The 26,251-nt window shown below is 68.4% G+C and carries 24 protein-coding genes and 1 pseudogene; 14 read left to right on the forward strand and 11 right to left on the reverse strand.

All coding sequences use genetic code 11. The features are described from left to right. Positions 1-39: 39 nt before the first annotated feature. Together GPX89_RS40910 and GPX89_RS40915 are read right to left on the reverse strand one after the other, a co-directional pair. The gene (locus GPX89_RS40910; protein ID WP_157393163.1) at positions 40-1,473 is read right to left on the reverse strand and encodes an ABC1 kinase family protein; all 1,434 of its coding nucleotides are present in this window, start codon (positions 1,471-1,473) and stop codon (positions 40-42) included. A 112-nt stretch (positions 1,474-1,585) separates the two neighbouring features. Beyond that, positions 1,586-2,287 (reverse strand): TetR/AcrR family transcriptional regulator, encoded by a 702-nt coding sequence (locus tag GPX89_RS40915; protein ID WP_157393268.1) that lies wholly within the window; start codon positions 2,285-2,287, stop codon positions 1,586-1,588. Positions 2,288-2,578: 291 nt separating this feature from the next. Here GPX89_RS40915 and GPX89_RS40920 point away from each other — a divergent pair, with 291 nt between their 5' ends. The 6 genes from GPX89_RS40920 to GPX89_RS40945 all read left to right on the forward strand — a co-directional run bounded on the left by GPX89_RS40920 (position 2,579) and on the right by GPX89_RS40945 (position 7,895). Beyond that, entirely contained in the window at positions 2,579-3,796 is a 1,218-nt protein-coding gene (locus tag GPX89_RS40920) for a DUF445 domain-containing protein (protein WP_235949266.1), read from the forward strand. A 113-nt stretch (positions 3,797-3,909) separates the two neighbouring features. Continuing rightward, a complete protein-coding gene (locus tag GPX89_RS40925) occupies positions 3,910-4,443 on the forward strand; it encodes a helix-turn-helix domain-containing protein (protein ID WP_157393165.1) in 534 nt (177 codons plus the stop codon). After that, the gene (locus tag GPX89_RS40930) at positions 4,440-5,111 is read left to right on the forward strand and encodes a heparin-binding hemagglutinin (protein ID WP_157393166.1); all 672 of its coding nucleotides are present in this window, start codon (positions 4,440-4,442) and stop codon (positions 5,109-5,111) included. Before GPX89_RS40925 ends, GPX89_RS40930 begins: the two co-directional genes overlap by 4 nt. Before the next feature lie 146 nt (positions 5,112-5,257). Then, positions 5,258-5,545 carry a DUF2516 family protein gene (locus tag GPX89_RS40935; RefSeq protein ID WP_235949251.1) on the forward strand — a complete coding sequence of 96 codons (288 nt, stop codon included), beginning with the start codon at positions 5,258-5,260 and terminating at the stop codon, positions 5,543-5,545. A 233-nt stretch (positions 5,546-5,778) separates the two neighbouring features. Continuing rightward, positions 5,779-6,747: an alpha/beta fold hydrolase gene (locus GPX89_RS40940; RefSeq protein WP_328602893.1), complete on the forward strand. Its 969-nt coding sequence runs from the start codon at positions 5,779-5,781 to the stop codon at positions 6,745-6,747. A gap of 149 nt (positions 6,748-6,896) precedes the next feature. After that, complete coding sequence (locus GPX89_RS40945; RefSeq protein ID WP_157393169.1) at positions 6,897-7,895, forward strand: alpha/beta fold hydrolase; 999 nt, start codon at positions 6,897-6,899, stop codon at positions 7,893-7,895. A 101-nt stretch (positions 7,896-7,996) separates the two neighbouring features. Here the strand turns inward: GPX89_RS40945 and purU are convergent, their stop codons facing one another. Then, positions 7,997-8,878, reverse strand: coding sequence for a formyltetrahydrofolate deformylase (gene purU, locus GPX89_RS40950; protein WP_157393170.1), 882 nt, complete (start codon positions 8,876-8,878; stop codon positions 7,997-7,999). 162 nt (positions 8,879-9,040) lie between these two features. Next, entirely contained in the window at positions 9,041-9,589 is a 549-nt protein-coding gene (locus tag GPX89_RS40955) for a GNAT family N-acetyltransferase (protein ID WP_328602894.1), read from the reverse strand. 72 nt (positions 9,590-9,661) lie between these two features. Here GPX89_RS40955 and deoC point away from each other — a divergent pair, with 72 nt between their 5' ends. Further along, positions 9,662-10,321 (forward strand): deoxyribose-phosphate aldolase, encoded by a 660-nt coding sequence (gene deoC / locus GPX89_RS40960; protein ID WP_157393172.1) that lies wholly within the window; start codon positions 9,662-9,664, stop codon positions 10,319-10,321. Here the strand turns inward: deoC and GPX89_RS46415 are convergent. Then, on the reverse strand, positions 10,318-11,013 hold the full coding sequence (locus GPX89_RS46415; RefSeq protein WP_235949269.1) for an LmeA family phospholipid-binding protein: 696 nt from the start codon (positions 11,011-11,013) through the stop codon (positions 10,318-10,320). The two genes, deoC and GPX89_RS46415, sit on opposite strands and share 4 nt — an antisense overlap. 550 nt (positions 11,014-11,563) lie before the next feature. On the opposite strand from GPX89_RS46415, the gene GPX89_RS40970 reads away from it, so the two are divergent. Next, positions 11,564-12,169 carry a hypothetical protein gene (locus tag GPX89_RS40970; RefSeq protein ID WP_157393174.1) on the forward strand — a complete coding sequence of 202 codons (606 nt, stop codon included), beginning with the start codon at positions 11,564-11,566 and terminating at the stop codon, positions 12,167-12,169. Between the two features lie 73 nt (positions 12,170-12,242). Further along, positions 12,243-13,733 carry a hypothetical protein gene (locus GPX89_RS40975; protein WP_157393175.1) on the forward strand — a complete coding sequence of 497 codons (1,491 nt, stop codon included), beginning with the start codon at positions 12,243-12,245 and terminating at the stop codon, positions 13,731-13,733. 110 nt (positions 13,734-13,843) lie between these two features. On the opposite strand, the gene GPX89_RS40980 is transcribed toward GPX89_RS40975, so the two are convergent. The 3 genes from GPX89_RS40980 to GPX89_RS40990 form a co-directional block, all read right to left on the reverse strand. Beyond that, a complete protein-coding gene (locus tag GPX89_RS40980; protein ID WP_157393176.1) occupies positions 13,844-14,542 on the reverse strand; it encodes a class I SAM-dependent methyltransferase in 699 nt (232 codons plus the stop codon). A gap of 71 nt (positions 14,543-14,613) precedes the next feature. Continuing rightward, positions 14,614-15,129 carry a DUF2505 domain-containing protein gene (locus GPX89_RS40985; RefSeq protein ID WP_328602895.1) on the reverse strand — a complete coding sequence of 172 codons (516 nt, stop codon included), beginning with the start codon at positions 15,127-15,129 and terminating at the stop codon, positions 14,614-14,616. A 31-nt stretch (positions 15,130-15,160) separates the two neighbouring features. Next, positions 15,161-15,646, reverse strand: a complete 486-nt coding sequence (locus GPX89_RS40990) for a DUF2505 domain-containing protein (protein ID WP_157393177.1) — start codon at positions 15,644-15,646, stop codon at positions 15,161-15,163. 41 nt (positions 15,647-15,687) lie between these two features. Between GPX89_RS40990 and GPX89_RS40995 the strand changes: the two genes are divergently transcribed. The 4 genes from GPX89_RS40995 (at position 15,688) to GPX89_RS41010 (ending at position 21,162) form a co-directional block, all read left to right on the forward strand. Then, positions 15,688-16,809, forward strand: coding sequence for a UDP-N-acetylmuramate dehydrogenase (locus GPX89_RS40995; RefSeq protein ID WP_328602920.1), 1,122 nt, complete (start codon positions 15,688-15,690; stop codon positions 16,807-16,809). 97 nt (positions 16,810-16,906) lie between these two features. Then, positions 16,907-18,115, forward strand: coding sequence for a L,D-transpeptidase (locus GPX89_RS41000; protein WP_157393271.1), 1,209 nt, complete (start codon positions 16,907-16,909; stop codon positions 18,113-18,115). 657 nt (positions 18,116-18,772) lie between these two features. Continuing rightward, positions 18,773-20,371: a TROVE domain-containing protein gene (locus tag GPX89_RS41005; protein ID WP_157393178.1), complete on the forward strand. Its 1,599-nt coding sequence runs from the start codon at positions 18,773-18,775 to the stop codon at positions 20,369-20,371. Between the two features lie 77 nt (positions 20,372-20,448). After that, on the forward strand, positions 20,449-21,162 hold the full coding sequence (locus GPX89_RS41010; RefSeq protein WP_198347832.1) for a DUF6882 domain-containing protein: 714 nt from the start codon (positions 20,449-20,451) through the stop codon (positions 21,160-21,162). A 5-nt stretch (positions 21,163-21,167) separates the two neighbouring features. On the opposite strand, the gene thrS is transcribed toward GPX89_RS41010, so the two are convergent. After that, a complete protein-coding gene (gene thrS, locus GPX89_RS41015; protein WP_157393180.1) occupies positions 21,168-22,436 on the reverse strand; it encodes a threonine--tRNA ligase in 1,269 nt (422 codons plus the stop codon). 771 nt (positions 22,437-23,207) lie between these two features. Here thrS and GPX89_RS46140 point away from each other — a divergent pair. Beyond that, positions 23,208-23,771 (forward strand): annotated as a pseudogene (locus tag GPX89_RS46140) (phthiocerol/phthiodiolone dimycocerosyl transferase family protein); the annotation flags it as partial. Positions 23,772-23,927: 156 nt separating this feature from the next. Here GPX89_RS46140 and GPX89_RS41025 read toward each other — a convergent pair. Both GPX89_RS41025 and GPX89_RS41030 read right to left on the reverse strand, forming a co-directional pair. Then, the gene (locus GPX89_RS41025) at positions 23,928-25,499 is read right to left on the reverse strand and encodes a class I adenylate-forming enzyme family protein (protein WP_328602896.1); all 1,572 of its coding nucleotides are present in this window, start codon (positions 25,497-25,499) and stop codon (positions 23,928-23,930) included. Continuing rightward, on the reverse strand, positions 25,496-26,248 hold the full coding sequence (locus GPX89_RS41030; protein WP_157393182.1) for a glycosyltransferase: 753 nt from the start codon (positions 26,246-26,248) through the stop codon (positions 25,496-25,498). Before GPX89_RS41030 ends, GPX89_RS41025 begins: the two co-directional genes overlap by 4 nt. Between the last annotated feature and the right edge of the window lie 3 nt (positions 26,249-26,251).

Consider the following 26,251-nt stretch of genomic DNA (forward strand, 5'->3'; position numbering starts at 1 on the left):
TCAGGGGAAGCCCCTGAGAGCCACCGAGAGTTGGTGCCTTTACGCCTTGGCGGCGCGCTTGCGGGTCTTCTTGGTCGGCCCCCCGGTGGTCGGCGTCGGAGCCGGGCGGCTCGCGAGCCATTCGTGATGCGCGCGACCGAGTTCGGTCACCGGCTCGTCTCCGTACAGCCACTCCCGCGCGATGCGATGCCAGTTCCCGGTCGCTTCCAGCTGTCCCAGCATGCCGAAGGTGAGGAAGTCGGCGCGGCGCGAGAACAGGTGCTCGGGCGGCAGATTCTGCTGCTTCATGCCCTCGAAATCGCTCGCCCGCGGATCCACCGCCAAAACGAACGCGCCGGAAGCCAATTCGGGTGTGATCGTGAGGTCCTCGTCCACCAGCGCCCACTCGCACGCCGCGAGCACGTACTCCAGGCACTCCTCGGGCGTGATCTCCTCCGGCGACTCGATGACGCCGCGCTTGATCATCAGATCCCGCAGGTCCTCCGCCCGCTCCTCGGCGGCCGCGCGAATGCAGATGGCCTCGAACTGCACATGCTCGGGATCCATCCGGTTGTAGAGCCCGAAGTCCAGGAACGCCACCCGCCCGTCCGCGCCGAGCAGCAGATTGCCCGGATGCGGGTCACCGCAGAACTCGTTGAAGGTGAACAGCGAGCCCACGTAGAAGCGGTAGATGATCTCGCCGATCCGATTGCGTTCGGCCGCGGGCAGTTCCCGGATCTCCTCGAACCCGCGACCCGGGAAGTATTCGCTCACCAGCACACGGGTGGTGGACAGCTCCGGATAGGTGGTCGGCACCACGATGAACGGATGTCCGGTGAAAAGCTCAGAGATCTGCTTCTGGGTGGTGGCTTCCGCGACGTAGTCGAGTTCGCTCTCCAGATTCAGCCGCAGTTCGTCGAGCACCGCCGGGGTCACCCACGGCATGGCCGACTGCAGGATGCGCCGGAACATGGCCAGGTTCTTCAGATCCGCGCGCACCGCCGCGTCGATCCCCGGGTACTGAACTTTCACCGCGACCTCGCGGCCGTCGTGCAGGGTCCCCTTGTAGACCTGCCCGATCGACGCCGCGGCGACCGGTTCCGGGTTGAACTCGGCGAACACGGCTTCCAGGGGCTGCCCGAAGTCCTCCTCGATGACCGCCCGCATCACCTCGAACGACACCGAGGGCGCGCTGTCGCGCAGCACCGCCAGCCGCCGTTGAAAACGCTCCCGATGCTCGGGCGGCACCAGATCCAGGTCCAGCACCGACAGCATCTGCCCGAGCTTCATGGCCACGCCCTTCATGGTGCCCAGCACCATGACCATCTGCTCGGTGGCCCGGATCATGGACTCCTCGGCCATCCGCGCCCGCACGGCCTCGGAGCGGCCGCGCATGGATCTGCGAGTCTTCTGAGCCCGCAAGGCATTCCCCGCGACGGCAATCCCCAGCTTCGTCCCCCGCGCAAGCCTGGATGTGGGCAGCTCTTTCGCCATCAGTGACCCTCCATGGGAGCCAACACCCCCGTTGGTGCCGACACGGCGGAGAAACCCAATGCGTGGTCCGCCGCTGTCAGCCTAACCACTCTGCGAACATTGGTGCTAGCTGTCAGCTAGCAGTATTTTCGGGATCGGGTAGCACGTGCGGCTTGGAGTTGAAGTAGTGCCGATCGCCACCGAAGCGCACCATGCCCTCGATGGCGCTCCACGCCATCATCGTCAGGTAGTCGAGCATTTCCTCGCTGGACATGGTGCGGTTGGAGATCCACCAGTCCGTCGCCAGCTGCACGCCGCCGACCAGCACGTAGGACCACAGCATCGAGCCTTCGGTCTGGATGCCGCGGTCGAAGGACTTGTCGATGATGACCGCCGAGACCACCTGCGCGAACAGCTTCTCGAAGTCGGCGAGGGTGGAGGTGTCGGTGGCCGAGCCGTTGCCCATGATGAACCGGTAGACATCGGTGTCCGAATCCACCGTGTGCACATACGCCGCCAGCGTGTTACGGACCAGTTGGTATTCGTCGAGGTCGTCGCTGATCGCCTCGTAGATGCGCGGCATCAGCGTGGTCTCGATGAACCGCTCCATGGTGGCTCGGGTCAGATCCTGCTTATCCGAGAAGTACCGGTAGAGCACGGTTTTGGAGACGCCGATCTCGGCGGCGATCTCATCCATCCCGGCGTCCCCGCCGCGCTTGCGGATGGCGGCCAGGGTGCCGTCCACCAGCTCCTCGCGGCGATCGATCTTGTGCTGTTGCCAGCGACGTTTGCGGCCGTCGACACGACCACCGCGTGGTCCGGCGGCCGCCTCCATGGCGGCACTCACGGTGCCTTTGGTGGTCACGCTGCGTTGGCTCCTTGTTCGTGTCCTGGGCCTGGGCCTATTCAGCTTAAGCCTCCCATGCTGTGGATCGGCGTCGATCGGGACGGGCCCGGTGACGGGGAGTTCGTCACACCACGCGCCAGAATGGAAGATATGGAGCAATCCACCGGCAGCGCCGGGGTACTCGAAACCATCGAGCCCGGGCCCACGAAGACCACCCCGCCCGGCGGCGCGTTCGCCGACTTCCTCGACGAAGAGGGCAAGAAGCGGGAGCTGTGGCGAATGAAGGCCATCGCCACCGGCTTCCTGGCCGTCGCCACCCTCATCTACATCGTCTGTGCCTGGCTCAGCTCCCGCGGCGACGCCGGGGCCTGGGTCGGCTATGTGAAGGCCGCCTCCGAAGCGGGCATGGTCGGCGCGCTGGCCGACTGGTTCGCCGTCACCGCGCTGTTCCGGCACCCGCTCGGCCTCCCGATTCCGCACACCGCCATCATTCGCAAGAAGAAGGACCAGGTCGGCGCGGGGCTGGGCGAATTCGTGCGCACCAACTTCCTGTCCCCGGACGCCGTTGCGGCCAAGGTGAATTCCGCACAGATCTCGTTCCGCCTGGGCCGGTGGTTGGCCGAACCGGAACACGCCGAGCGCATTTCCGACGAGAGCGCGACGATCCTGCGCGCGGTGATCGGGGTGCTGCGCGACGAGGACGTCGAGCAGATCATCGACAACACCATCGTCAAGCGCATCGCCGAACCGCTGTGGGGCCCGCCCATCGGCAAGGTGCTCAACGAGCTGATCGCCGACAACCGCCAAGCCCCGCTGCTGGACCTGCTGGCCGAGCGCGCCCATCAGTGGGCCCTCGATTCGCAGGACACCCTGGACCGCATCGTCAACCGCGACGCACCGTCCTGGGCCCCCAAATTCGTGAATTCGCTCCTGGCCGAGCGCATTTATCGGGAGCTGGTGGAATTCACCTGGAAGGTGCGCACCCAGCCCGATCACGAGGTGCGGCTGGCGGCCAACAAGTTCCTCGAGGATTTCGCCCACGATCTGCAATACGACGACGCCATGATCGAGAAGGCGGAAAAGATCAAGACCGAGCTCATGGGCCGGCGCGAGGTCACCGGTATGGCGCAGGCCACCTGGCGGGCGGCCAAGCGGGTGATCCTGGAATCGGCGGACGACCCGAATTCCACCCTGCGGCGCAAGGTCTCCGATAACGTCCAGCAGTTGGGCGAGCGGCTCTCGGCGGATCCGGCCATGCGCGACAAGGTGGACGGCTGGCTCGAGCGGGGCGTCCGCTACCTGGTGAGCAATTACGGCGCCGAGTTCGCCTCGCTGGTCAGCGACACCGTTGCCCGTTGGGACGCGGAGGAGGCCAGCCGCAAGATCGAATTGGCGGCGGGCAAGGATCTGCAATTCATTCGCATCAACGGCACGGTGATCGGTTCGCTGGCGGGCCTGGTCATCTACGCGATATCGCATTTGCTGTTCAATGCCTGAACAATTGTCCAGAAAGCGCGCGCCGGCTGTTTGCCGCAATGGTGCTAGCAGAGCGCTTGCAAGAGCTAGCACCCCGTCCTAGAATTGGCCGTACAACCGCCGGAAGGTGAGTGATGAAGCACGATCCCGAGGTTCCCGAACCGATCGAAGGCGACGCAGCGGAGACGTCCGCCGCCGAAGACCGGTCGGGCCGCGTAGCCAGCGCGGCTCACGACATCGGGGGCTTCATCCGGGCGCAACGCGAGGCCGCCCAGGTCTCGCTGCGTCAGCTCGCACAGCTGGCGGGGGTGAGCAATCCGTACTTGAGTCAGATCGAGCGCGGGCTGCGCAACCCGTCCGCCGAGGTACTCGCGCAGATCGCCAAGGGTCTGCGGGTCTCCTCGGAGGTCTTGTACATGCGGGCCGGGTACCTCGAGCAGAGGCCGCACGGCCCTGTCCGGGACGCCTTGCTCGCCGATGTCGGTCTGACCGAACGTCAGAAGCAGGTCCTCCTGGACATCTATGAATCGTTCCGCCGGGAAAACCAGGTGGACGAGGACAGAGGGGACGCAACGGACCTTAAGGGGGGCGTTCCCGGGGGAGACAGGGACAACGAGGTTCCGCACCGCACAACCGAAGTTCCGCCACGCCAGGAGAACGAACCATGACCGAGCCCAAGCTCACCGCCACCGTGACCAAGCCGCTCTACGCCACCGTCGGCGCCGGCGACGCCCTCTACGCCACCGTGCTGGACGTCGTCTCGCAGATCCGTGAGCGCGCGAACTCCGCCGACGTGCAGGGTCGCATCGAAGAAGCCCGCGAGCGCTTCGCCAACCTCCCGGCCGACCTGCAGGAGCAGGCCGAGACCCTGCGCCAGCGCGTGCAGGCGCTGCCGTCCGAGCTGCCCGAGGACCTGGCCGAGCTGCGCGAGAAGGCCACCCCCGAGGAGCTGCGCAAGCTGGTCGACCAGTACTACCACCAGCTGCTGGACCTCTACGCCGACCTGGCCGCCCGCGGCGAGGAGACCGTCGAGAAGCTGCGCGCCAACCCGGCTTTCGAGGAGCGCTTCGAGCAGGTCGAGTCCCGCCTCAACGACATCGTGTCGCAGACCCAGGACATCCTGAACAAGGCGACCGAGCAGGTCGGCCCGTACATCGGCCTGGCCGGCAAGGATGAAGAGGCCCCGGCCGAAGAGGCCGTCGACGCCGAGGTCGTGGACGTGACCACCGAGACCGCCCCGGTCGAGGACGAGGCCCCCAAGAAGGCCGCGCCTGCGAAGAAGGCTCCGGCGAAGAAGGCTCCGGCCAAGAAGGCCGCGCCCGCCGCGAAGAAGTAATTCGCGCCCGACGCGAAAAAGCTTGTGGCCCTCGTGCACTGATGTGCGCGAGGGCCGCAGCCGTTTGTAAGCATTGTATTCGGATGTTCGTGTCGCGGTGAGAAGCCCTGGTAGCCAGTGGCTCTCTCCGTATGATGGGTGGGGTGATGGGAATCCCCGTACTGATTCTGTGGGCGCTGAAGCTGTGTGCGCTCGGCATGACGGCGTTCGCCCTCGTGCACGCGATTCGTCAGCGCCCGGATGCTTTCACGGCGGTGGACAAGCTGACCAAGCCGGTGTGGGTCGGCATCCTGGTGGTTTCCATGCTGGTCTTGTTGATTCCAGGCACCAGTGTCGTCGGTCTGCTCGGTATTGCCGCCGTCGTGGCCAGCGGCGTCTACCTCGCCGATGTGCGCCCCAAGGTCGATGAGATCCAGCGCGGGCCGCGCTGGTAAACCGGCCTCGAGACCTGCGGCCGCCACCCGGATCACCCGGGTGGCGGCCGATTTTTTTCTCACCAACGCCCTGGCCAGGGGTGAAGTCTGTTCCGACTCGGAAACTTTTCGGGTGCTTGCACTAGCAAGCACCCGTGATGCGGGTTACTGTATCGAGCAGTAACACAAAGGAGTGTCCTATGCGGGCAATGCTGCCTCACTCTGCGGACCTCAGCCGGAAGGTTCGCGACCTGGTGCGCACGCACCGGGCGGACCTGCGCACCCGGACCTACGGCAACGCGGATCTGAACCCGCCGACCGGTCCCTGTGCGGTCGTACCGGTCACCGCCTCCGACGGCGCCCGGCTCCGCGTTCACGCCTACGGCCCGTCCGACGGCAATGTCCTCGTGCTGGTGCACGGCTGGACCTGCTGCCTCGAATACTGGAACCCCCAGATCAACGCCTTCGCCGGCGAGTACCGCGTCATCGCCTACGACGTGCGCGGCCACGGCGAGAGCGAACTGGGCACCGCCGCGCTCACCACCGATCAACTCGCCGACGACCTCGCCGAGGTGCTGGACGCCGTGCTGAAGCCGGGGCAGCGCGCGGTGCTGGTGGGACACAGCCTGGGCGGCATGACGATTCAGGCCTGGGCGGGCCGATACCCGCAGCGGGTGCAGCGGCAGCTGCTCGCGGTGCTGCTCACCAATACCGCCGCCGGTGACCTGATCGCCGAGACGACGGTCGTTCCCTTCTTCAATCGCGGCCTGGCCAAGCTGCCCTTCGTGGCCGGCCTGCTCGGGCTGAGCGCGCCGATCCTGTTCCCGCCGATCGCGCCCGTGAAGTGGGTGTTCCGGCGGCAGATCATGAGCCTGGCCGCGGTCGGTGATATCGCCGACTTCGCCCAGAACATCGTGCGCTCGTGCCGGGCCCGGGTGCGCGGCCGGTTCGGAACCCTGCTGTCCTACCTGAACGTCGGGCGCGGGGCGGTCAATCTGACCGTGCCGACCACTGTCATCGCGGGTTCGGCCGATGACATGACCCCGCCCGTGCACGCCGAGCGGATCGTCGAAATGCTCAGCGAGGCGGGCAGTCTGGACGGCTACAAGATCCTGCCGACCGGTCACCTCGGGAATGTCGAGGCGTACCAGGAGTTCAATGTCGAACTCGCCCGGATCGCCAAGTCCGCGTTCGGAATTCCGGCGCGCGTGGTCGGGGCGTGACCGCGGGTGGGACCTTTTCCCACCCTTGGTGCCCTATTGCGCGGCTGTGACCGCGCCCACCCTGAAATGAAGCACAAGATATATGGCGCTTGCACTAGCAAGCACCTCGGCTAGCGCGCTACTGTGGTCTCGAACACAAAGGAGTGCTCATGTTGGTGAAACTGCCGGAGGCGGGCGTGGATGCGCTGACCGCCCCCTTTCGCCCCGGACTGCGGTCCCGCCGCTACAAGACGGCTTCCTTCAACACCCCGCGTCCCGCCGATGTCATCCCCGTGACCACCCGTGACGGCGCGCGGCTGCGCGCGCACGCCTACGGTCCCGCCGACGGCGAGGTCATCGTGCTGGCCCACGGCTGGTCCTGCGCCATCGAATACTGGAACCCGCAGATCAACGCCTTCTCCGGCGAGTACCGGGTGATCGCCTTCGATCAGCGCGGCCACGGCGAAAGCGAAACCGGCGCCCGGCCTTTCAGCGCCGACCAACTGGCCGACGACTTCTCCGACCTGCTCGACGCCGTCCTGCGCCCGGGTCAGCGTGCGGTGCTGGTCGGACACAGCATGGGCGGCATGACCATTCAGGCCTGGGCGGCCAAGTACCCCGAGCAGGTCCAGCGCCGCGCCTCGGCGGTCATGCTGGCCACCACCGCGGCGCGCCAGATTCCCAACCGCGCCACCGTGATTCCGCTCCTCAACGACGTGATCCCGGGCCCGGACTGGCTGGCCACCGCGCTGTTCGGCACTCCGGTTCCGCTGCCCGGCGGCCCGGCGATCAACATGGTCGCCAAGAATCGCCTCACGAATCCGGCGGCCACCCGCGACGAGGTCGCCTTCGGCGTCTCCATCGTCCGCTCCTGCCGCCCGTCGGTTCGCGCGGCCGTGGCCCGCGGCCTGGTCAAACTCGACTTGCACGGCGCCGCGGCCAATCTGACGGTGCCGACCACCGTCCTCGCGGGCTCCTACGACAAGCTGCTGCCGGAGGTGCACTCGCGCGAGATCGCCGACACCCTCGCGGACGCCGGCTATCTCGACCGCTACACCGTTCTGCCGACCGGCCACCTGGTGAACATCGAGGCCCAGCACGCGTTCAATATCGAACTGCACCGGGTCATTCGAGTCGCGCGCCGCGGCTCCATGGCCACCGCGGTCTGAACGGCCACCGCGGTCTGAACGGATACCGCGGTCTGATCCGACCGGAACGACAACGCCCGCCTCCCGTGGAAACGGGGGCGGGCGTTGGCTTTTCGACGGAGTTATTCGAAGACGACGGTGCGGCGGCCGTGTACGAGGACCCGGCCCTCGAGGTGCCAGCGCAGGCCGCGGGCGAGGACTACGCGCTCGATGTCGCGGCCCTGGCGGACCATGTCGTGCACGGTGTCCGAATGGTCGATGCGGGTGACGTCCTGCTCGATGATCGGGCCCGCGTCGAGTTCGGCGGTGACGTAGTGGCAGGTCGCGCCGATCAGCTTCACGCCGCGGGCGAAGGCCTGGTGGTAGGGGCGCGCGCCGACGAAGGACGGCAGGAAGCTGTGGTGGATGTTGATGGCCTTGCCGGCCCAGTGCTCGCACAATTCGGCGGGCAGCACCTGCATGAAGCGGGCCAGCACCACGGCGTGCGGGTCGTGGGCGTCGACGAGTTCGCGCACCTGCTCGAAGGCCGGGCCGCGCTCGGCCGGGTCCTTGGGGAAGGGCACGTAGTGGAATTTGATGCCGTGCGCCTCGGTCATCCCGGCCAGGTCGGGGTGATTGCCGATGACGGCCTCGATGGTGGCGGGCAGCTCGCCGTTGGTGGCGCGGCCGAGCAGGTCGTGCAGGCAGTGGCCGTCCTTGGAGACGAGCAGCACCGCGCGGCGGCGTTCGCCGGTGTCGTGTAGCTGCCAGTCGGTTTCCGGGCCGAGGTCGGCGGCTACCGCGGTGAAACGGTCGCGCAGTTCGGTGAGGCCGAACGGCACGGTCGCGGCCTTGATGGCCTGCCGGGTGAAGAACCACCCGGTCTCCAGATCCGAGTGGTAGCCCGCCTCCACGATCGACCCGCCGAAATCGGCGATGAACGAGGTGATGCGGGCGATGATGCCGGGACGGTCCGGGCAGCCCAGGGTGAGCACGTAGCGACGGTCGTCCGGGGTGGAACTCATCGCAACAGCCTATCCGCCTCCCCGAGCCTTCAGCGCACGGCCGGGTGCCGTCGCCGGTCGGGCATGCGGGCCGGCGGCTGGGTGCCGAACCGATCTTGGGCGTACCCGGTGAGTTACCCCGGGCGGCAACAAATCAGTGGTCGCGCTGGCAATCGAGAGACGTCACAGCCTGTAAAAGGGCTCGGCGTAGTGGAAGTCGCCCTTGATCTCGAGTTCGTAGGCGGTCAGCGGGCGGACCTGGAAGTGGGAGGCCCAGTCCGGGACGTCGGGCACGATGCCGAGCCGGGCGCCGGGGACGAAGCCGAAGCGGGGGTAGTACTCCAGGCTGCCGAGCAGGCCGACGAGGGGTTCGTCGAGGGCGTCGGCCGCGCCGAGGGCGGCGTGCATGAGGGCCGAGCCGATGCCCTTGCCCTGATGGTCGGCGCGGACGCCGATCGGGCCCAGCGCCAGCACCGGGAAGGGACCGATGCCCGCGCGGGTGAGGCAGACGTGGCCGACGACCTGATCCTGGAATTCCGCCACCAGCGATAGGGTCGGTATCCAGGCCGAGCCGTCGTCGCGCAGCAGGTGCACGAGGCCGACTTCGACGGGGTCGCCGCCCGTTGGGGAGGTAGGGGTATCGCCGTCGGCATCCGCAGGGCGATCGAAGGCGCTGCGGTGCACCGCGTCGATCGCTACGGCATCGCCGGTTCGTTCACGACGGATCAGCACGCCTACAAGCATGCGCGACGGCAGCGGCGGCCCGCAACGAAATTCGCGGGCGATGTGCCAAACTCGGTGCTCATGGCACAGATTTCCCGCTCCGACGTGGCGGCGATGATCGATCACACCCTGTTGGCCCCCGAGGCCACGCCCGCCGATGTCGCGGCGCTCATCGAGGAGGCACGTGAGCTGGGGGTGTTCGCGATCTGCGTGTCGCCGTCGATGCTGCCGGTGCGTGCGCCCGGGCTGGCGGTGGCCACGGTCGCGGGTTTCCCGTCCGGCAAACATCATTCGCTGGTGAAGGGCGCGGAGGCGCGGCTGGCGGTGGACCAGGGCGCGGCCGAGGTGGACATGGTCATCGACGTCGGCGCGGCGCGGGCGGGGGATTTCAACGCGGTGCTGGCCGACATCGTCACCGTGCGGGAGGCGATCGGTGACCGGGCCCTGCTGAAGGTCATCCTGGAGTCCGCGGCCCTGAGCGATGAGGCCATTGTCGAGGCGTGCCGGGCGGCCGAGAAGGCGGGCGCGGATTTCGTGAAGACCTCCACCGGGTTCCATCCGGCGGGCGGGGCGAGCGCGCACGCGGTGAAACTCATGGCCGACACCGTCGGCGGGCGGCTCGGGGTGAAGGCCAGCGGCGGCATCCGCACCGCGGCGCAGGCGGCGGAGATGATCGCCGCCGGCGCTACGCGGCTGGGACTGTCGCGGTCTCGTGAAGTGCTGGAAGGGTTTCCGGCCTAGCAGTTGACCGGCGTCTGCTGCTGGTTCTGGTTCTGCGCGGCCTGAAGTTCGGTTTGGCCGCCCTTCAGTGACACGTGCAGGCCGTCCTTGGTGACCTCGACCTTGGTGGGCTGCAGGCCCAGCGGGTAGCTCTGCAGGCTCTCGGTCATGGTTTCCACGATGCCCGAGACCAGGTCGGTGGGCAGGCCGAAGCCGAGCAGGGACGCCTGCAGGGTGTCGACCTCGATCTTGTCGCCCACGATCTTCGGCTTCACCTGCAACTGGGCCAGCCCGCCCAGCACCGCGAAGCTCAGGGTGCCGGAGTTCGGGTCGGAGGTGGTGCCGGAAACCAAGCCGCCCAACGTCTTCGTGATGCCCTCGGTGCTCCAGGTGACCTCGGCGGTGGAGCTGCCGATGGTGCCGCCCTGCTTACCGCTGTCCCTCAGTTCGACGTCGTTGAAGGTGGCGTGCACGACCATGCCCTGGGCCGGGCCGAACTTGGAATCGTCGCTGTCCACCGTCACCGAGGAGACCTTGTTGTCGAACATGGTGAGCAGCAGCGGTTTCCAGCCGATCGACACATCGATCTTGGAGCCCATCTGGGCCTCGAACTGGGAGCTGATGCAGGACTCCACCTTGTGCCGGGCGTAGGCTTCGCCGCCGGCCAGGCCGCCCGCCACCAGCAGCGCCACCACCAGGCCGACGATCAGCAAGGTCTTCTTGCGGTTTCGGCGTTTGCCGGGCGGGCCGCCCTGTCCGCCACCGACATTCACCGGGGGCGGCGGGGTGCCGGGCGGCTGCTGGTCGCCGCCTGGCACGGGCGCGCCGACCGCGTAGGCGGCCTCGCCGGGGTGCAGCGCCTGCGTCGGGTGCTCCTCGAGGATTGCGGTGTGCTGTTCACCGAGTTGCGCGGTCGGGTCGTTCCACCATTCGGACGGCTGGGCGGGTTCGCCCTGCGGTGCGTGCTGTCCGTTGAGTACTTCGGTCTGCCCGTTCAGCACCTCGGTGCGCGAGTCCGGCTGCGTGCCTAGGACTTCGGTGGGAGTGCTGTCCGGTTTGCCGAGCTCCACCGGCTGCGCGGCGGCATCGGCCGGCTGCGCGGGGGCGGCGTCACGGTTGGTCGCATCGTCCGAGGTCGGGTTCGAACTCATGGGGGCGATTCTTCCCGAGCTTTCTGTGCGAGCTCTGAGCTTCCCGTGAGGTGTCGGCTCACAGCGCTGGATTGTGACATAACACACATGAGTGCGGCTTATCCTGAATCTCATGGCTGGGAACGCGGCACCGGAGCCCGATCCGGATAACGGATGGCTGGCGTTGCGGGAAGTGGCCGCGCGGCACGCCGGGTATTTCACCACCCGCCAGGTGTTGCGCACCGGCTGCGAGGTCCGGATCCGGGACGGGCTGCGCGACGGCAGCATTCTGCGTTCCGGGGTCGGGTTGCTGCGGCTGGCGCAGTGGCCGGACGGGCCGCTGGACGAATACGCCATGTGGGCGGCCTGGTTCGACGGGGCGGCCGCGGTCTCCCATCACAGCGCCGCCGAATTGCACGGACTGGGTCGGCTGCGGCCCCGTTTCGTGCATCTGTCGGCGCGGGTCGGGCGGTTTCCGCTCTCGCCGCGGCTGGTGGTGCTGCGGCGCAGCTTCGCTCGCAAGGATGTGGAGTCGGCGGGCACGTTTCTCGTGACGACGCCGCTGCGGACCGTGCTCGATCTGGCCGAGGCGGGCATCGGGCAGGCCGCGCTCGACGAGGTGGTGGCCGACGCGGTGGCCATTCATCGCTGTGCCCGGGCCGAAATTCGTTCCGCCAGTGCCGCTCTGGATCCGGCGACGGCGTCCCGGCTGAATCGGGCGCTGACCCGCACCCGATAGGACTCGCGGCACGGCCTTCGCCCTGCGGGCTTCGAGTTTTGCGGGGGCGAAATTCGTGGCAGGGTGACTGTTCATGGGCAAGGTCGGCGCTGGCGTGTGGGATTTGGTTTTTCCGCCGGGTCCGCCCGATCTGATCGCGGACATGTTCTCGGCGGCGGTGGTCGCCGACGCGATCCGCTCCTATGACGCCGACCTGGCGCAATCGGTGGAGACCTGCCGGGACTGGCGGCGCGACTACCACCGGGTGTTCCGGGGCATGACGGCGCTGGCCATCGGCGCGCCGGAGATCTCGCTGGGCATGGCCGCCGCGGGGCTGCGCTCGGTGCGGCACATGCTCAGATTCGCGGTCGGGCGCACGGTCGCGGCGCTCGACACCGTCGACATGGACGCGCAGGCGGACGCGGTCGTGCTGGAGACCGCCGAGGTGGCCGGTGGGGCCGCGCCGGTGAAACGGCTCGAGCTGCCCTGGCGCGGGCTGCTGCTCGCCGAGGACGCCCTGCGGCTGCGGCTGGCCGAATGGCAGACCCACGGGATTCTGGAAGCGGATTTCGTGGCGGCGATCGAGCGCGTCATCGACCATCCGGAATGGTTGGCGCTGCCCGGTTTCCGGGTGACCGTCACCGGGGCGGGCGCGGAGCTCGGACCGCTGCGGCCGCTGTTGGCCTGGGGCGCGGACGTGCTCGCGGTGGATCGGCCCGGCCGGGCGCGCTGGGACAGGCTGCGATCGGTCGCACAGGCCGGGGCCGGTGTGCTGCGGTTCCCGGTCTCGGAGGGGGAGCCCGGCGTGGACATCGCCAGAAGCTTTCCGGCGCTTGCGCATTGGATCACCGCGCACAGCGACGCCCGCCCGGTGCTCGGCCTCTACGCCGAACTTCCCGGGGCCGCCGGCGTCCGCCTGGCCGCCGCCTCCGACGTGCTCGCCGAGACCCTGCTGCGCCGCCATCCCGACGCCGCCCTCACCCTCCTCGGTTCCCCGACCGACACCTACGCCGTCCCGGCCTCGGTGGTGGCCGCGGCCCGGGATCGGCTGACAATGCGCGGTTTCCGCGGCAACGCCCAGGACCTGCTGCACCGGGTCGCCCCGAACTCCCTGTACCGCCTCAACTACACCCGCCCGATCTTCGACACCGACGGCGGCGCGTGGGGCCTGTTCGACAACCTTCCCGCCCTGTCCGGCCCGAACTACGCTTTGGCCCAACGCCTCCCGCGCTGGCGCGCCGTTGAGGCCTACGGCGCGGGCCGCACCGTCTCTTTCACGGTCGCCCCGCCCGCCTGGACCCGCAGCCTGACCCGGGAAAACGGTTGGCGCACCGCGGCTTACCGCGCGGCCTCCCGCTTCGGCATCGAGGTCTTCGACCCCGCCACGGCCCGCACACTTCTCGCCGCGAAACTGGTCGCGGACCTGCATGCCGAGACCGAGCCTCGAATGTCCAACCCAGAGATGATCTTCGCGACCGGCGCGGCCCACGGTGGCCTGTGGCGGCAGCCCTTCGCGCCGCGTTCATTGCTTGCCCCGGCTGCCCTCTCGGGCACTGTCTCCGAGCTGCTCCACAAGCTCCAATGATCCGCGCGAACGCGCGCGGATCATTGCAGCCTGCGGTCGGCCGGTTACGCCCCACTGAGGGGCCGAGGTGCGGGGACCGTAGGGAGACAGCGTAACTCGCGGGACCCGGCTCAGGGGAGGGGTGCGACCGCGGACCAGGGGACTGTGAGGAGGTTGTCGCGGAGGCGGCGGCGGTAGGGGCGGAGTGGGAAGCCTTGTTCGCGTAGGAGATCCGCGGCGTGCCGCCAGCGGACTCGCGGGCCGTAGGGGGCCAGGGGTGCGGCGACGGCCCAGGCGCGGTCGGCGGCGGTCAGCAGAGTGTGGATGGGTTCGCCGGGGATGTTGCGGTGGATGAGGGCCTTGGGGAGGCGTTCGGCGATGTCGGAAGGGGTTTCGACGGTGAAGGGGTCCCAGGCGAGGGTGAGGGAGAGGGGTTCGGTGCGGTCGAGCAGGACCCACGCGCAGCGGCGGCCGAGTTCGTCGCAGGTGCCGTCGAGGAGCAGGCCGTCGGGGGCCAGACCGGACTGGATGGTCGACCAGGCTTCGGGGACGGCGGATTCCGGGTACTGGCGCAGGACGTTGAAGGCCCGCACCAGGGTCGGGCGCAGCCCCGCGAGCTCGAAGCCGCCGCGGGCGAAGACGACGCCGTCCCGGCCGGGGACGACGCGCTCCGGATCGATCTCCAGGCCCACCACGCGCAGGTCGGGTCGCACCGTGCGCAGGCGGGCCGCCAGCTCCAGGGTGGTGAAGGGCGCGGCGCCGTAACCGAGATCCACGACGAGCGGATCGTCGGCATCCAGCAACCGCTGGGCGACCATGGGGTCGTGCATGAGCCACCGGTCGCTGCGGCGCAGTCTGTTGATGCCGGTGGTGCCGCGGGTGATCGTCCCGATCGGTTTGGTTACCCGACGGGGTGCTGCTGATCCAGCCAGTTCTTCGTCACCTCGGCCTCGGCGCGGAACAGGTCCACCAGGTTCACCAGCATGAGTTGCTCGAGCCGGCGTCCGAAGAACGGCATGTTCACCTGCGCGTGCGAGGAGGTGCGCAGGGTACAGCCGGTCTCGGTGGGGAACAGGCGCATGGTGCCGCCGAGTGTGCCCGGGGCACTGGGGATTTCGGCGGTGTATTCGCCGGTGACCTCGGGGCCGAAGGGGCCGTAGGTCTCCCGGCGGGTGATCACCATGTCCTTGTGCACGACCATCTGCGCCATATCGGGCAGGGTGTCGCGTGGGAGTACGTGCCGCAGTTCGACCGTGATGCCACGGTCGTCGGACTCGAGGCTCACGATGTCGTTCGGGGAGTGCTTGCGTAATTCCGCGATGCGGGCATCCCAGTGCTCACGGTTCATCATCGCCGCGTACACCTCTTGGGTGGTGCGCAACGGATACCGCGCGGAGTAGTCGAGTCGGCGGGCCACGATCGCTCAGGTTACTGCCGAGCGACCCGGGTCAGTGAGAACTCAGCCAATTGTCGGTGAACTCGGCCTCGCGCTCCAGCAGTGCGGAGAGGTGCTCCTGGATCGCGGCCTCGATCTTCTTGCCGAACAACGGGATCTTCACGTCGATGGAGGCGTCCACCACGAAGGTGGAGCCGGTGCCGTCGTCGGTGACCGTCAGCGTGCCGTTCACGTTCGCGGGCGCGCCGTCCACGTGCGCCTCGACGGTGCCGCCGCTGCCGTGCCAGATCTCGGTGCGCGGAATGATCAGACCGTTCGGCTTGATCGCGGTGATCTGCGCGGGCAGCTCCTCGGCCGGGATGGTCTGCACCATGTCGACGCGCACCTGGTCGCCGTTGATGGCCAGGTTCTCGATGCGGGCGTTCGGGCCGCCGACCGCCTCGATGCGGTCCTTCCAGTACTGCTCGTCGGCGAACGCCGCGCGCACCGCGGCCATGGGATGGGTCGAGTGCGCGGTGAAGGCCAAAGGTGTCGCCATGGTCGGACAGGCTACCGTCTGTGCCTGTGCGTACTTCTCGGGTGGTGTCGTTCGACGACCTGCGGGACCTGCTGACGGCGACCGGCGCGCGCCTGCGCGACGCGGTGCCGCTGGCGGAACTGACGACCCTGCGGGTCGGCGGCCCGGCCACGGTCGCCGAGTGCGCGAGCACCGACGCCCTGGTGGCGACCGTGCGCGAGCTGGACGCGGCCGGAATTCCGGTGCTGCTCATCGCCGGTGGTTCCAACCTGCTCATCGCCGACGACGGGTTCGACGGCGTGGTGGTGCGGATCGCGACCGAGGGTGTGGAGATCGTCGGGGACCCCGATCGCGGTGAGGTCGCCGAGTGCTCCGTGATCGCCGAGGCGGGTGCGAACTGGGACGCGGTGGTCGCCGCGACTGTCGAGGCCGGTTACGGCGGGCTCGAATGCCTGTCCGGCATCCCGGGTTCCGCGGGCGCCACCCCGGTGCAGAACGTCGGCGCGTACGGCGTCGAGGTGGCGAGTTTGCTGCGCCGGGTGCGGTTGCTGGACCGCGCGACCGGCGAGATCCGCTGGGTCGAGCCGGCCGAGCTCGGATTCGGTTATCGCACTTCGATTCTCAAGCACAGCGCCGCGGCGGTCGTGCTGGCGGTCGAATTCGCGCTGCGTGCGGACGGTTCCAGCGCGCCGCTGGGCTACCGCGAACTGGCGAACGCCCTGGGCGCGGCGGAGGGCGAGTCGCGTCCGGCCGCGCTGGTGCGGGAGGCCGTGCTGCGGTTGCGGGCGGGCAAGGGCATGGTGCTCGACGCCGCCGATCACGACACCTGGAGTGCGGGCTCGTTTTTCACCAATCCGGTCATTCCGGACGCGGACGTGGCGGCGGTGCGGGCGGCGATCGCATCACATGTGGGCCCGGACGTGGCCGTGCCCACGTTCCCCGCCGAGAACGGGGTAAAGTTCTCGGCGGGCTGGCTCATCGAACGCGCCGGCTTCGCCAAGGGCTTTCCCGGCGAGGGGTCTCCGGCACGTTTGTCGACCAAACACACGCTGGCACTGACCAATCGGGGCGCGGCTACCGCGACCGATCTGGTCACCCTCGCCCGTAGGGTTCGCGACGGGGTTGCTGAGCGCTTCGGCATTCGGCTGGAACCGGAACCTGTGACCGTGGGTGTGAGCCTGTAGCGAGTGGCTTCGGCCACCATTTCAGCGTCCGGGATACACGGTTTGCGGGGGTAGGGTCGACACAGTGAGCAATCGAGGACTGTCCCGTCGCGGGGCCATGCGGGCCGCGCTGGTGGCGTCGACAGCGGTGATCGCGGCGGCGTGTTCGTCGTCCAAGAACGGCGGCGGCGGTTCCGCCAAGCCCGCCGAGCCGGTCGCGACCGTCAAGCTGGAGCCGGGCAATGGCAGCGAGAACGTCAACCCGACCACCCCGGTGACCGCCACGGTCACCAATGGCCGCATCGACCAGCTGACCCTGACCAATGCCAACGGCAAGCAGGTAACCGGCACCTTCGATGCCGCTCGCAGCAAGTTCACGGTGAACGAGGTGCTCGGCTACGGCGTCACCTACACCTGGGCGGGCACCGCCACCGGAACCGACAACAAGCCGGTGGCCATCGACGGCAAGTTCACCACCCTCAGCCCCAAGAGCACCGCTCCGGCCACCATCAATATCGGTGACGGCCAGGAGGTCGGCATCGCGGCGCCGATCATGCTGCAGTTCAAGGGGCATGTGGAGAACAAGGCGGCCGTCGAGAAGGCGCTGACCGTCACGACCACCCCGGCCACCGAGGGTTCCTGGGCCTGGCTGCAGGACCAGGACGGCGGGTCGCGGGTGCACTGGAGACCGCGCGAGTACTGGCAGCCCGGCACCACGGTGCACGTCGGGGCCAAGCTCTACGGCCAGGACATGGGCGGCGGCCTGTACGGCGACTCCGACCTCACCTCCGACTTCAAGATCGGCCGTTCGCAGATCGTGCGGGGCGTCGCGACCAGCCACCGCGTCCAGGTGATCCGCGACGGCCAGACCGTCTTCGACTTCCCGTGCAGCTACGGCGAGGGCAATGAGGACCGCAATGTCACGCGCTCCGGCATCCACGTGGTGACCGAGAAGTACGAGGACTTCGTGATGTCCAACCCGCCGTTCTACACCAATGCCCGCGAACGCTGGGCCGTCCGCATCTCCAACAACGGCGAATTCATCCACGCCAACCCGATGTCCGCGGGCGCGCAGGGCAATTCCAATGTCACCAACGGCTGCATCAACCTGAGCACCGCCGACGCCCAGGCCTACTTCCCGACCGCCCTCTACGGCGATCCGGTCGAGGTCACCGGCACCCGCATCCAGCTCTCCGCCGCCGACGGCGACATCTACGACTGGACCATCGACTGGGAAACCTGGAAGGGCCTCTCCGCCCTCGCGGGCGAACCCAAGAACCAGATCTCGGCCACCCCGCTGCCCCCGCAACCGGTCGGCGGTCGCTGAGAACAGCTGCGCGGCAAGTGAATCGGATCCACCTGCCGCGCACCTGTCATTAATTCACTGGCCGCGCTCGGCCGTGCCTGCGTACAGTCCTTCGAGTACAGCGAACAACGGTGTGAGCGGGCCGATATCGGCCGGTTATCGGACCGGCGGGTTGCGGGTTCGATTCCCGTCGGAGGCGAAAGCCCCCGTAGCTCAACTGGCAGAGCAGCCGGCAAACCCCGTTCGAGCCACCACGACCGCTCACCTGTCGTTCGCTGTGACGAGAAGGACGGGCCGAAGCCAATCGGTTATCGGCATTCCAAGGTTCAACTCCTTGCTGGTCCGCGGAGCGATCCACGGGCCAGTTCCGGTCGGCATCCCACGCCCGTCCCCCTCGTCGACACCAACTTTGGTGGCGGGCCGGAGCCTGTCGGTTATCACTTTCAATGATCACTCCCGGCAGGCACTCGCACGCCCGCCACCTCAGAACAACAGAAGACGGGCCGGAGACGGTCGGTTATCGCCTGCCACGCGGGAGACGCAGGTTCGAATCCTGCCGGGGAGCGCAAGCTCCTCGTGGTCGAGCGGCCCAAGACGCCTCAACACCGGTCGTCACCCTACGCCCGTCTTCTCCACGCCCCAAATCGATTGGGGCCGAACGAGGAAGAGGTGGTGAGCATGGACGTCTATGCCGACATCAACCTCCGCGCCACCCCGCAGACCGAGCGGGCCGAGGCGCGGCAGGTCCCCAACAACGCCGGGGGATTCACCTTCGAGGTGACCCCGCAGGTTCGGCTGCGCCGGTTTCTCACGCTCGGCAGCGAAGGATCGACATACTACACGAGCGCGCGGGACCTCACCAAGGAAAACGCCGCCGTCGTAATCGATTTCGCACAGCACCGCACCGCGGACCTGGTCGCCGAGATCGTCGCCGTGTCCACTGCCGGCCGTGCGCCGAAGCAGAACCCGGCGCTGTTCGCGCTCGCCGCGGCGGCCTCGTTGGGCGATGTGGACGGCCGCCGGACCGCGCTGGACGTGCTGCCGCTGGTGGCGCGCACCGGCACTCACCTGTTCCTGTTCGCGCGGTATGTCGAGCAGTTCCGCGGCTGGGGTCGCGGGCTGCGTCGCGCGGTCGCGCACTGGTATGTCGAGAAGTCCGTCGAGGACCTCGCGTACCAGGCGGTGAAGTACCGGCAGCGAGAAGGCTGGACCCATCGGGATCTGCTGCGCCTGTCGCACCCGGAGACCGATCAGGACGAGCGTCGTCGGCTGTTCGACTGGATCTGCCGCCGCGAGGCTTCGCTGGACGGGCTGCGTCTGGTCGAGGGCTTCCAGCGGGCGCAGAGCGCGTCCGTGGGCGAGCTTCCGGAGCTGGTGCGCGAGTACCGGCTGTCGTGGGAGATGCTGCCGGACGAGGGTCTCGACGAGGTCGCCGTCTGGGAGGCGTTGCTGGACAACGGGATGCCGCAGACGGCTCTGATGCGGCAGCTGCCGCGTCTGACCCGCCTTGGCCTGCTGTCCCCGCTGGGTTCGCGGACGGAAGCCGTCGCCGAGCAGCTGTCCGACCGTGACCGCCTGCGGAAGGCCCGTGTGCACCCGGTGAATGTGCTTGTCGCGCAGCGCACCTACGCCTCCGGCCGGTCGGCGCGCGGTGAAAGCACCTGGGAGCCTTCGCGTCCGATCGTCGACGCCCTCGACGCGGCGTTCTACGCGGCGTTCGAGGCGGTCCAGCCGACCGGGAAGCGGCACCTGATCGCCCTGGACGTGTCCGGGTCGATGACGGTGCGGATCTCGGGTCTGCCGCTGTCGGCTCGCGAGGCGTCCGCGGCGCTGGCGCTGGTGACCGCATCGACCGAATCCGTCTGCGAGATCGTCGGATTCACGGCGGGCGACGGCGGAGGGTACCGTGACGGCGTGCTGACGCCGCTGTCGATCAGTCCGCGCCAGCGGCTCGACGACGCCATTCGCGCGGTCAGCAACCTGCCGTTCGGCGGGACGGATTGCGCGCTGCCGATGCTGTACGCGCTGAAGAACAAGCTGCACGTCGATGTGTTCGAAGTGATAACCGACAACGAGACTTGGGCGGGTCGGATCCACCCGCACCAGGCTTTGGCCCAGTATCGGCGTGAGGTCAACCCGGAGGCGAAGCTGGTGGTGGTCGGCATGACGGCCACCAACTTCAGCATCGCGGATCCGTCCGACGCGGGGATGCTGGATGTCGCCGGGTTCGACTCGGCGGTGCCCACCCTGCTGGCCGACTTCGCGCGAGGGCTCTGAGGCCTGGTGAAATCCGCTCCGGAGCCGCCGCAATCGGTGGATTGGCGGCGGCCCTCGGGTGTGGATACGGTCGCTGGGTGTCCGGAAACCTGACTTTGGCCAATGTGCTCGATGATGCGGCGCTGTTGTCGTTCGAGCATCAGATGCATCTCTCGGAGGTGCTCGGGGAGCATTCCTGGAATGTGAATATCGCCGAGCGCCGCTTCGAATTCCGCTGTGCCGACCGGACTCTGGTCTGCACCGCCATGCACCTGCTGGGCAGCGCCGCCCCGGGGCCGCAGTCCTGGCTGTGGTCGTGGGCGAACCCGACCGGATATCCGGATGAGGTGACCGCGGTCGCGAAGTCGGTGCGGGACTTCGGGTCTCAGCAGGGCATTCCCGAATTGGCGTCGGCCGAGGTGCCGTTCGCGGCGTTCGGGGAGGACGTCGAGCCGCATCAGGTGTCCTGGACCATGATGGAGCTGGCCAAGCCGATCACCGGCCACTGGACCTCCTACCAAGGGCCCGCTGGCAGCGGCACCTTCGTGGCGTTCCTGGTCGAGCACCCCGAACTCCAGTTGCCGCCGCCCTCGGGCCCGCGCGTGATCCGGGTGCTCTCCCAGGGCATCGCCGAACTCGCCCTGACCGATCACCGCCGTGCCGTCCACAGTTACCTGACGCGCCGGGGCCTCTCGGTCACTTTCAAGCCGAACGGCGAGTCCCTGTACTTCGAAGGCGACGCGGTGAACGGCACCGTCGACTTCGACGAGTACGGCCGCATGACGGGCATCAGCGGCGGCATGCAGGGCTGAGCCGCTCAGTCGGTCCAGAGCCGGGTGTCGTGGGATTCGATCAGGCCGCGCACCCGGGCGATAGCGTTCGCGGCCGGTTGTGCGGGCAGTTTGCGCCCGTCGCGTAGCCGGACGGCCACCTCACCGTTCGCGGTCTCGGCTGGACCGACGACGAACTGGTAAGGGACCAAGCGTTTTTCGCGGATCCTCGCGCCCAGGCTGCCCGCCTCCGCGCCGACGACCTCGACGCGGAGGTCGGCGGCCCGGCAGCGGTCGGCCAATTCGGCGGCCGCGGCCTCCTCGGCCGCCGACACCGGGAGCACCACCACTTGAACCGGGGCCAGCCAGGCGGGGAACGCGCCGCCGTGCTGCTCGATCAGGTGGGCGACGGCGCGTTCGACACTGCCGATGATGCTGCGGTGCACCATGACCGGCCGGTGTTTGCCCGCGTCGGGGCCGATGTAGTGCAGATCGAACTGCTCGGGTTGATGAAAGTCGATCTGGACGGTGGACAGGGTGGCCTCGCGGCCCGCGTGGTCGGCGACCTGGACGTCGATCTTCGGACCGTAGAAGGCGGCCTCGCCCGCAGCCGACTCGTAGGGGACGCCCGAGCGGTCCAGGACCTCGATCAGTAGTTTGGTAGCCCGCTGCCACATTTTCGGTGCCGCAACGTATTTGCCGCCTTCGCCCGGCAGGGACAGGCGGTAGCGGGCGGCGGTGATACCCATGGCCCGGTAGGCGGCGGCGATCAGGTCCAGGGCCGCCGCGGCCTCGTCGGCGACCTGGTCCAGGGTGCAGAAGATGTGGGCGTCATTGAGCTGGATGCAGCGCACCCGGGTCAAACCGCCCAGGACGCCGGACAATTCGGAGCGGTACATGCCGCCGAGTTCGGCCAGCCGCAGCGGCAGCTCACGGTAGCTGTGGGACCGGGAGCGGTAGATGAGGGCGTGATGCGGGCACAGGCTCGGGCGCAGCACCACCTGTTCGCCGCCGAGGTCCATGGGCGGGTACATGTCGTCGCTGTAATGCGCCCAGTGACCGGAGATTTCGTAGAGTTCGCGCTTGCCGAGCACGGGCGAGTACACGTGGCGGTAGCCGGCGCGGCGTTCGGCGGTGCGGATGTATTCCTCGAGGCTGTGGCGCACGATCGCGCCGTCGGGCAGCCAGTAGGGCAGGCCCGCGCCGATCAGCGGGTCGGTGTCGAACAGGTCGAGTTCGCGGCCGAGTTTTCGATGGTCGTACATGGTCTTCTCCCGTGACGAGGGCGAATGACCACGCGAAAAAGCCCCGGGCATTCGCCCGGGGCTTTGTCAGAACAAGGTTCAGCGCGCCGGGACGGTATCCGGCGTCGTAGTCATCTGGAAGCGATGCACGGTCGACTGGTAGCGCTGCATGGTCGAGGAACGTACACCGGGCCCGCCCGCACGGCAACTGCGATTCCGGTCGCGCGCGGCTAGGGTCGTCGAATGAGCTCGGCTGCAACACGATTCGGGCGGCGGTTGAGCCCGTCGGAGCGATGGTTCTGGATCATCGACCGGATGTCCCCGTCGAATTGCTGCGGCCGCGTGCGCGTCCACGGCCGCATCGCGGCGGATCGATTGGCGGTCGCCGCCGCGGCATTGATCGCCGAGTATCCACTGCTGCGGATGGCGGTTGTGGACAATTCGGGACGCGACCCGTGGCTGATGCCACTGGATTCGCCGCACATTCCGGTGCGGCAGGTGACAGCCGCGCACAGCGAAGCGTGGATCGGCGAAATGAACGCCGAGTTGGCGCGTCCGTTCGACACCAGGGAGGGCTTGGCCAGAATTGTCGACATCGTCTCCGCCGCGGGGACCGAGGACGAATTCCACGACGTGGTGCTGACGATTTCGCACATCGTCGTCGACGGCCGGTCCTTGATGGCGGTGCTGCGCAAGCTCGTGACGCATGCCGGCGGCAACGCGAATCATCTGGTCGTCGAGCGAGATTCGATTCCGGCCGCCGATGATCTGATCCCACCGGCGGCGCGCGGGGTGTGGCGATATCTGTACACGAATCTCTTCGACCAGGCGGCGGCGATCGTGATGCGGCCGCGCCGATTCGACGTGCGGAATCCGGCGGCAATACCCGTCCGGCAGACCAGGATCGTGCATCGTGTCCTGGATCGCGAGGCGCTGGCCGAATTGGTGTCCGACTGTCGCCGCGCCGGAGTGACGGTCCACGCGGCCATGACCGCGGCGGTGGCCCGGGCGCTGGGCGAGGTGTCGGATCCGGGTTCGGCCGGGGTGGCGGGGATCGGCTCCCCGGTGGATTTCCGGAACCTGCTGCGGCCCTTGCCGGACCGCGACGAGCTGGGCATCTACGCCCCCGTCCTGGTCGGTTTCGTGCGGTTCGGGCCCGCGGTGCCGCTGTGGTCGGCGGCGCGTTCGCTGAAGCGGCAGCTGGATCGCGGTGTCCGGCAGCGCAGGCATCTGTCGACGGTGGCGGGCATGCGGTTCGGCACGCCGAGAGCGTTGGAATCCGGCCGTCGCCTCGCGGAAATGGTGGATCGGCGCGCGCCCTGGAATGTGTCGGTCACCAATCTCGGCCGCGTCGAATTCCCGGCCGAGATCGGCGCGTGGCGGTTCTCGGGATTGCTGCTGGCGGCGTCGAATTCGTGTGTGAGCGTCATGACGGTCGCGATCACGACCGCACACGACGAAATGCACCTCGGCTTCTGCCATCTCGACCGGATCGTGCCCGAGCGGCAGGCCCGCGAATTCGCGGACGCGGTCCTGACCGCTCTGCGCGAGCGGCCGGAACCCTCACCCGAGCCGGTGCTCCAGCAGGCCGCGCAGCGCCGCCCGATCGGGCTTCCTGGTGCGTCCCGTGACGGGGATTTCGTCGACCACCACGATGTCGTCGGGCACCGCGGAAACATCGATCAGGTCCGGTAATTCGCGCCGCAACCGGGATTCGACATCGATCGCGCCGGGATCGGGCACCACGGCCAGCACGATGCGTTCGTCGCCGACATCGTCGGGAATGCCGACCATGATCGCCTGCCGCACCCCGTCGAGCGCGGCGATGGCCGGTTCGTACAGCCCCGGATAGATATTGGTCTTGCCGCGGATCATCATGTCCTTCTTGCGGCCCATGAGCACCAGCGCGTCGCCCTCGAAGCGCGCCAGGTCACCGGTGGCGATCTCCTTGAGCGGCGCTTCGCCCAGATAGCCGTGGCACAGATTCGGGCCGGACAGGATGAGTTCGCCGTCGTCGGCGATGCGCGCGTCCACGCCCTCGACCGGTGGCCCGAGCGGATCGCCGGGACCTTCGAAGGCGAGTTTGTCGGTGCCGGAAATGATTGCCACCGGCAGGATCTCGGTCATGCCGTAGATGGCGAGGAACTCGGTGTCCGGCAGCGCGGCGCGGGCCCGGCGCAGCAGCGCGGTGGTGACGGGCGCGCCGCCGAGGGAGATCTCCTCGATATTGGCCGGCGCGTCGAGCTTCCCCGATTCGATGGCGTCGAGGACCACCGCGAGGTCGGCGGGGGTGAAGAACGTGTGGGTGGCGGTATCCAGGGTCCGCGCGAATCCGACGGGATCGATATGGGTCTCGAAGCGCGGATACCGAGGCATCGACCATCGAGCCCCCTCGAGCACCGCGGGCAGCCCCATCATCAGCTGTTCGGTGTGCAGGTGCGAGCCGGGCATGAGGGTGGTGCAGCCCGCCATGGCCGCCAGTCCCGCGCCCAGCGAACCCCGGGTGTGCACAACGGCTTTGGGCTCGGCGGTGGTGCCGGAGGTGAAGACGATGAGCGCCTCGGCGTCGGGATCCTCCACCGGGGTGTCGACCGTCGAGCCGCTCGCGGGCCCGGACCAGCCCGGTTCCGAACCGACCAGCTGCCGCAGGGGAATCGAACCGCGCGGTGTCCCCGGCAGTCGCAGCCCACAGTGGATGTGCCGCACGGGTAGCTTGCCGAATTCCGGCAGCGACAGCCCGAGTCTTCGCCCGTACCGGCGCAGCGGCCCGCTCAGCAGGTACAGCAGCGTCTCGGTGGCCGCCCAGGTCGGCCGCACCAATTCCAGGCGGCGCGCGAACAATTCGGGTCCGACGCCCGGATCCACGAACACGATGGTGCCGCCCGCCGCGACGGTGCCCAGCACCAGCACGACCGCGTCGACGCACGGGCGGATGGAGAAGAGCATGCGGTCGCCGGGCCGGAAACCCTTGCTGTGCAGCCGTTTCACCACCAGCCGGATGCGGGCGTCCAGTTCGGCGAAGCTGAGCGGCGGCTCGCCGATCATGCCCAGCGCGGGCGCGTCGGGCGTGCGCAGCACCTGTTCCCGCAGCAGGGCGGTGAAATCCTCGCCCGCCGCGTCGTTCTCGGCCGTCACCGGATGTCCACCAGTTCCGGCTTGTAGCGATGATCGGCGTACCAGGCGAGAGTCTTGCGCACGCCCCAGGCTCGCACGCGCCGGTTGGAGCCGTATACCCGGACGTCGCGGCGCAGCCCGTAGTCGGTGGTCAGCATGCGCACCGCGTTGACGAGGGCCCGATCCTCGTGCAGGTCCTCGATGGCGGTGCGCGGGAATCCGCCCGCGGCCTCGTACAGTTCGGCGGTGATGGCCATATTGCAGCCGGGCGTCATGACGTAGGGACCCAGGTAGCGCGGATCCCGATTGCCGGGCCGGATCTTCCCGAAGGCCGTCGCCACCTCCAGCGCGACCCGGATGATGGTGCGGTCCAGCAGGTTCACGCCCTCGTCGGTGCGCGGGACGAGCTGTCCGCTGATCAGTCGCAGCCCGGAATCGAAGCCCGCCCGGATCCGCGCGGTCCAGTCCGGGGCGGGCAGGCAGTCGGCATCGGTGCGGGCCAGCCGCAGCGCACCCGCCGCGATCGCGTGCCGCATGCCGGTGTCGGCGGCCGCGCCGGTGCCCTTCACCGGTTCGACGACGATCTCGATCCGCGGTTGTGGATGCGTGTCGGCGAACTCGCGCACCACCTTCGCGGTGGCGTCGGTCGAGTTGTTGTCCACCACCAGCAGCGTGAAATCGCGGTCCTGCTGTGCGGCCAGGGCGGCCAGCGTGGCGGTGATGCCGTGCTCCTCGTTGTAGGCAGGCACTATCACCCAGAGTTCGTGCATCGT

The organism is Nocardia terrae (assembly GCF_009760405.1).
Classification (GTDB): Bacteria; Actinomycetota; Actinomycetes; order Mycobacteriales; family Mycobacteriaceae; genus Nocardia; species Nocardia terrae.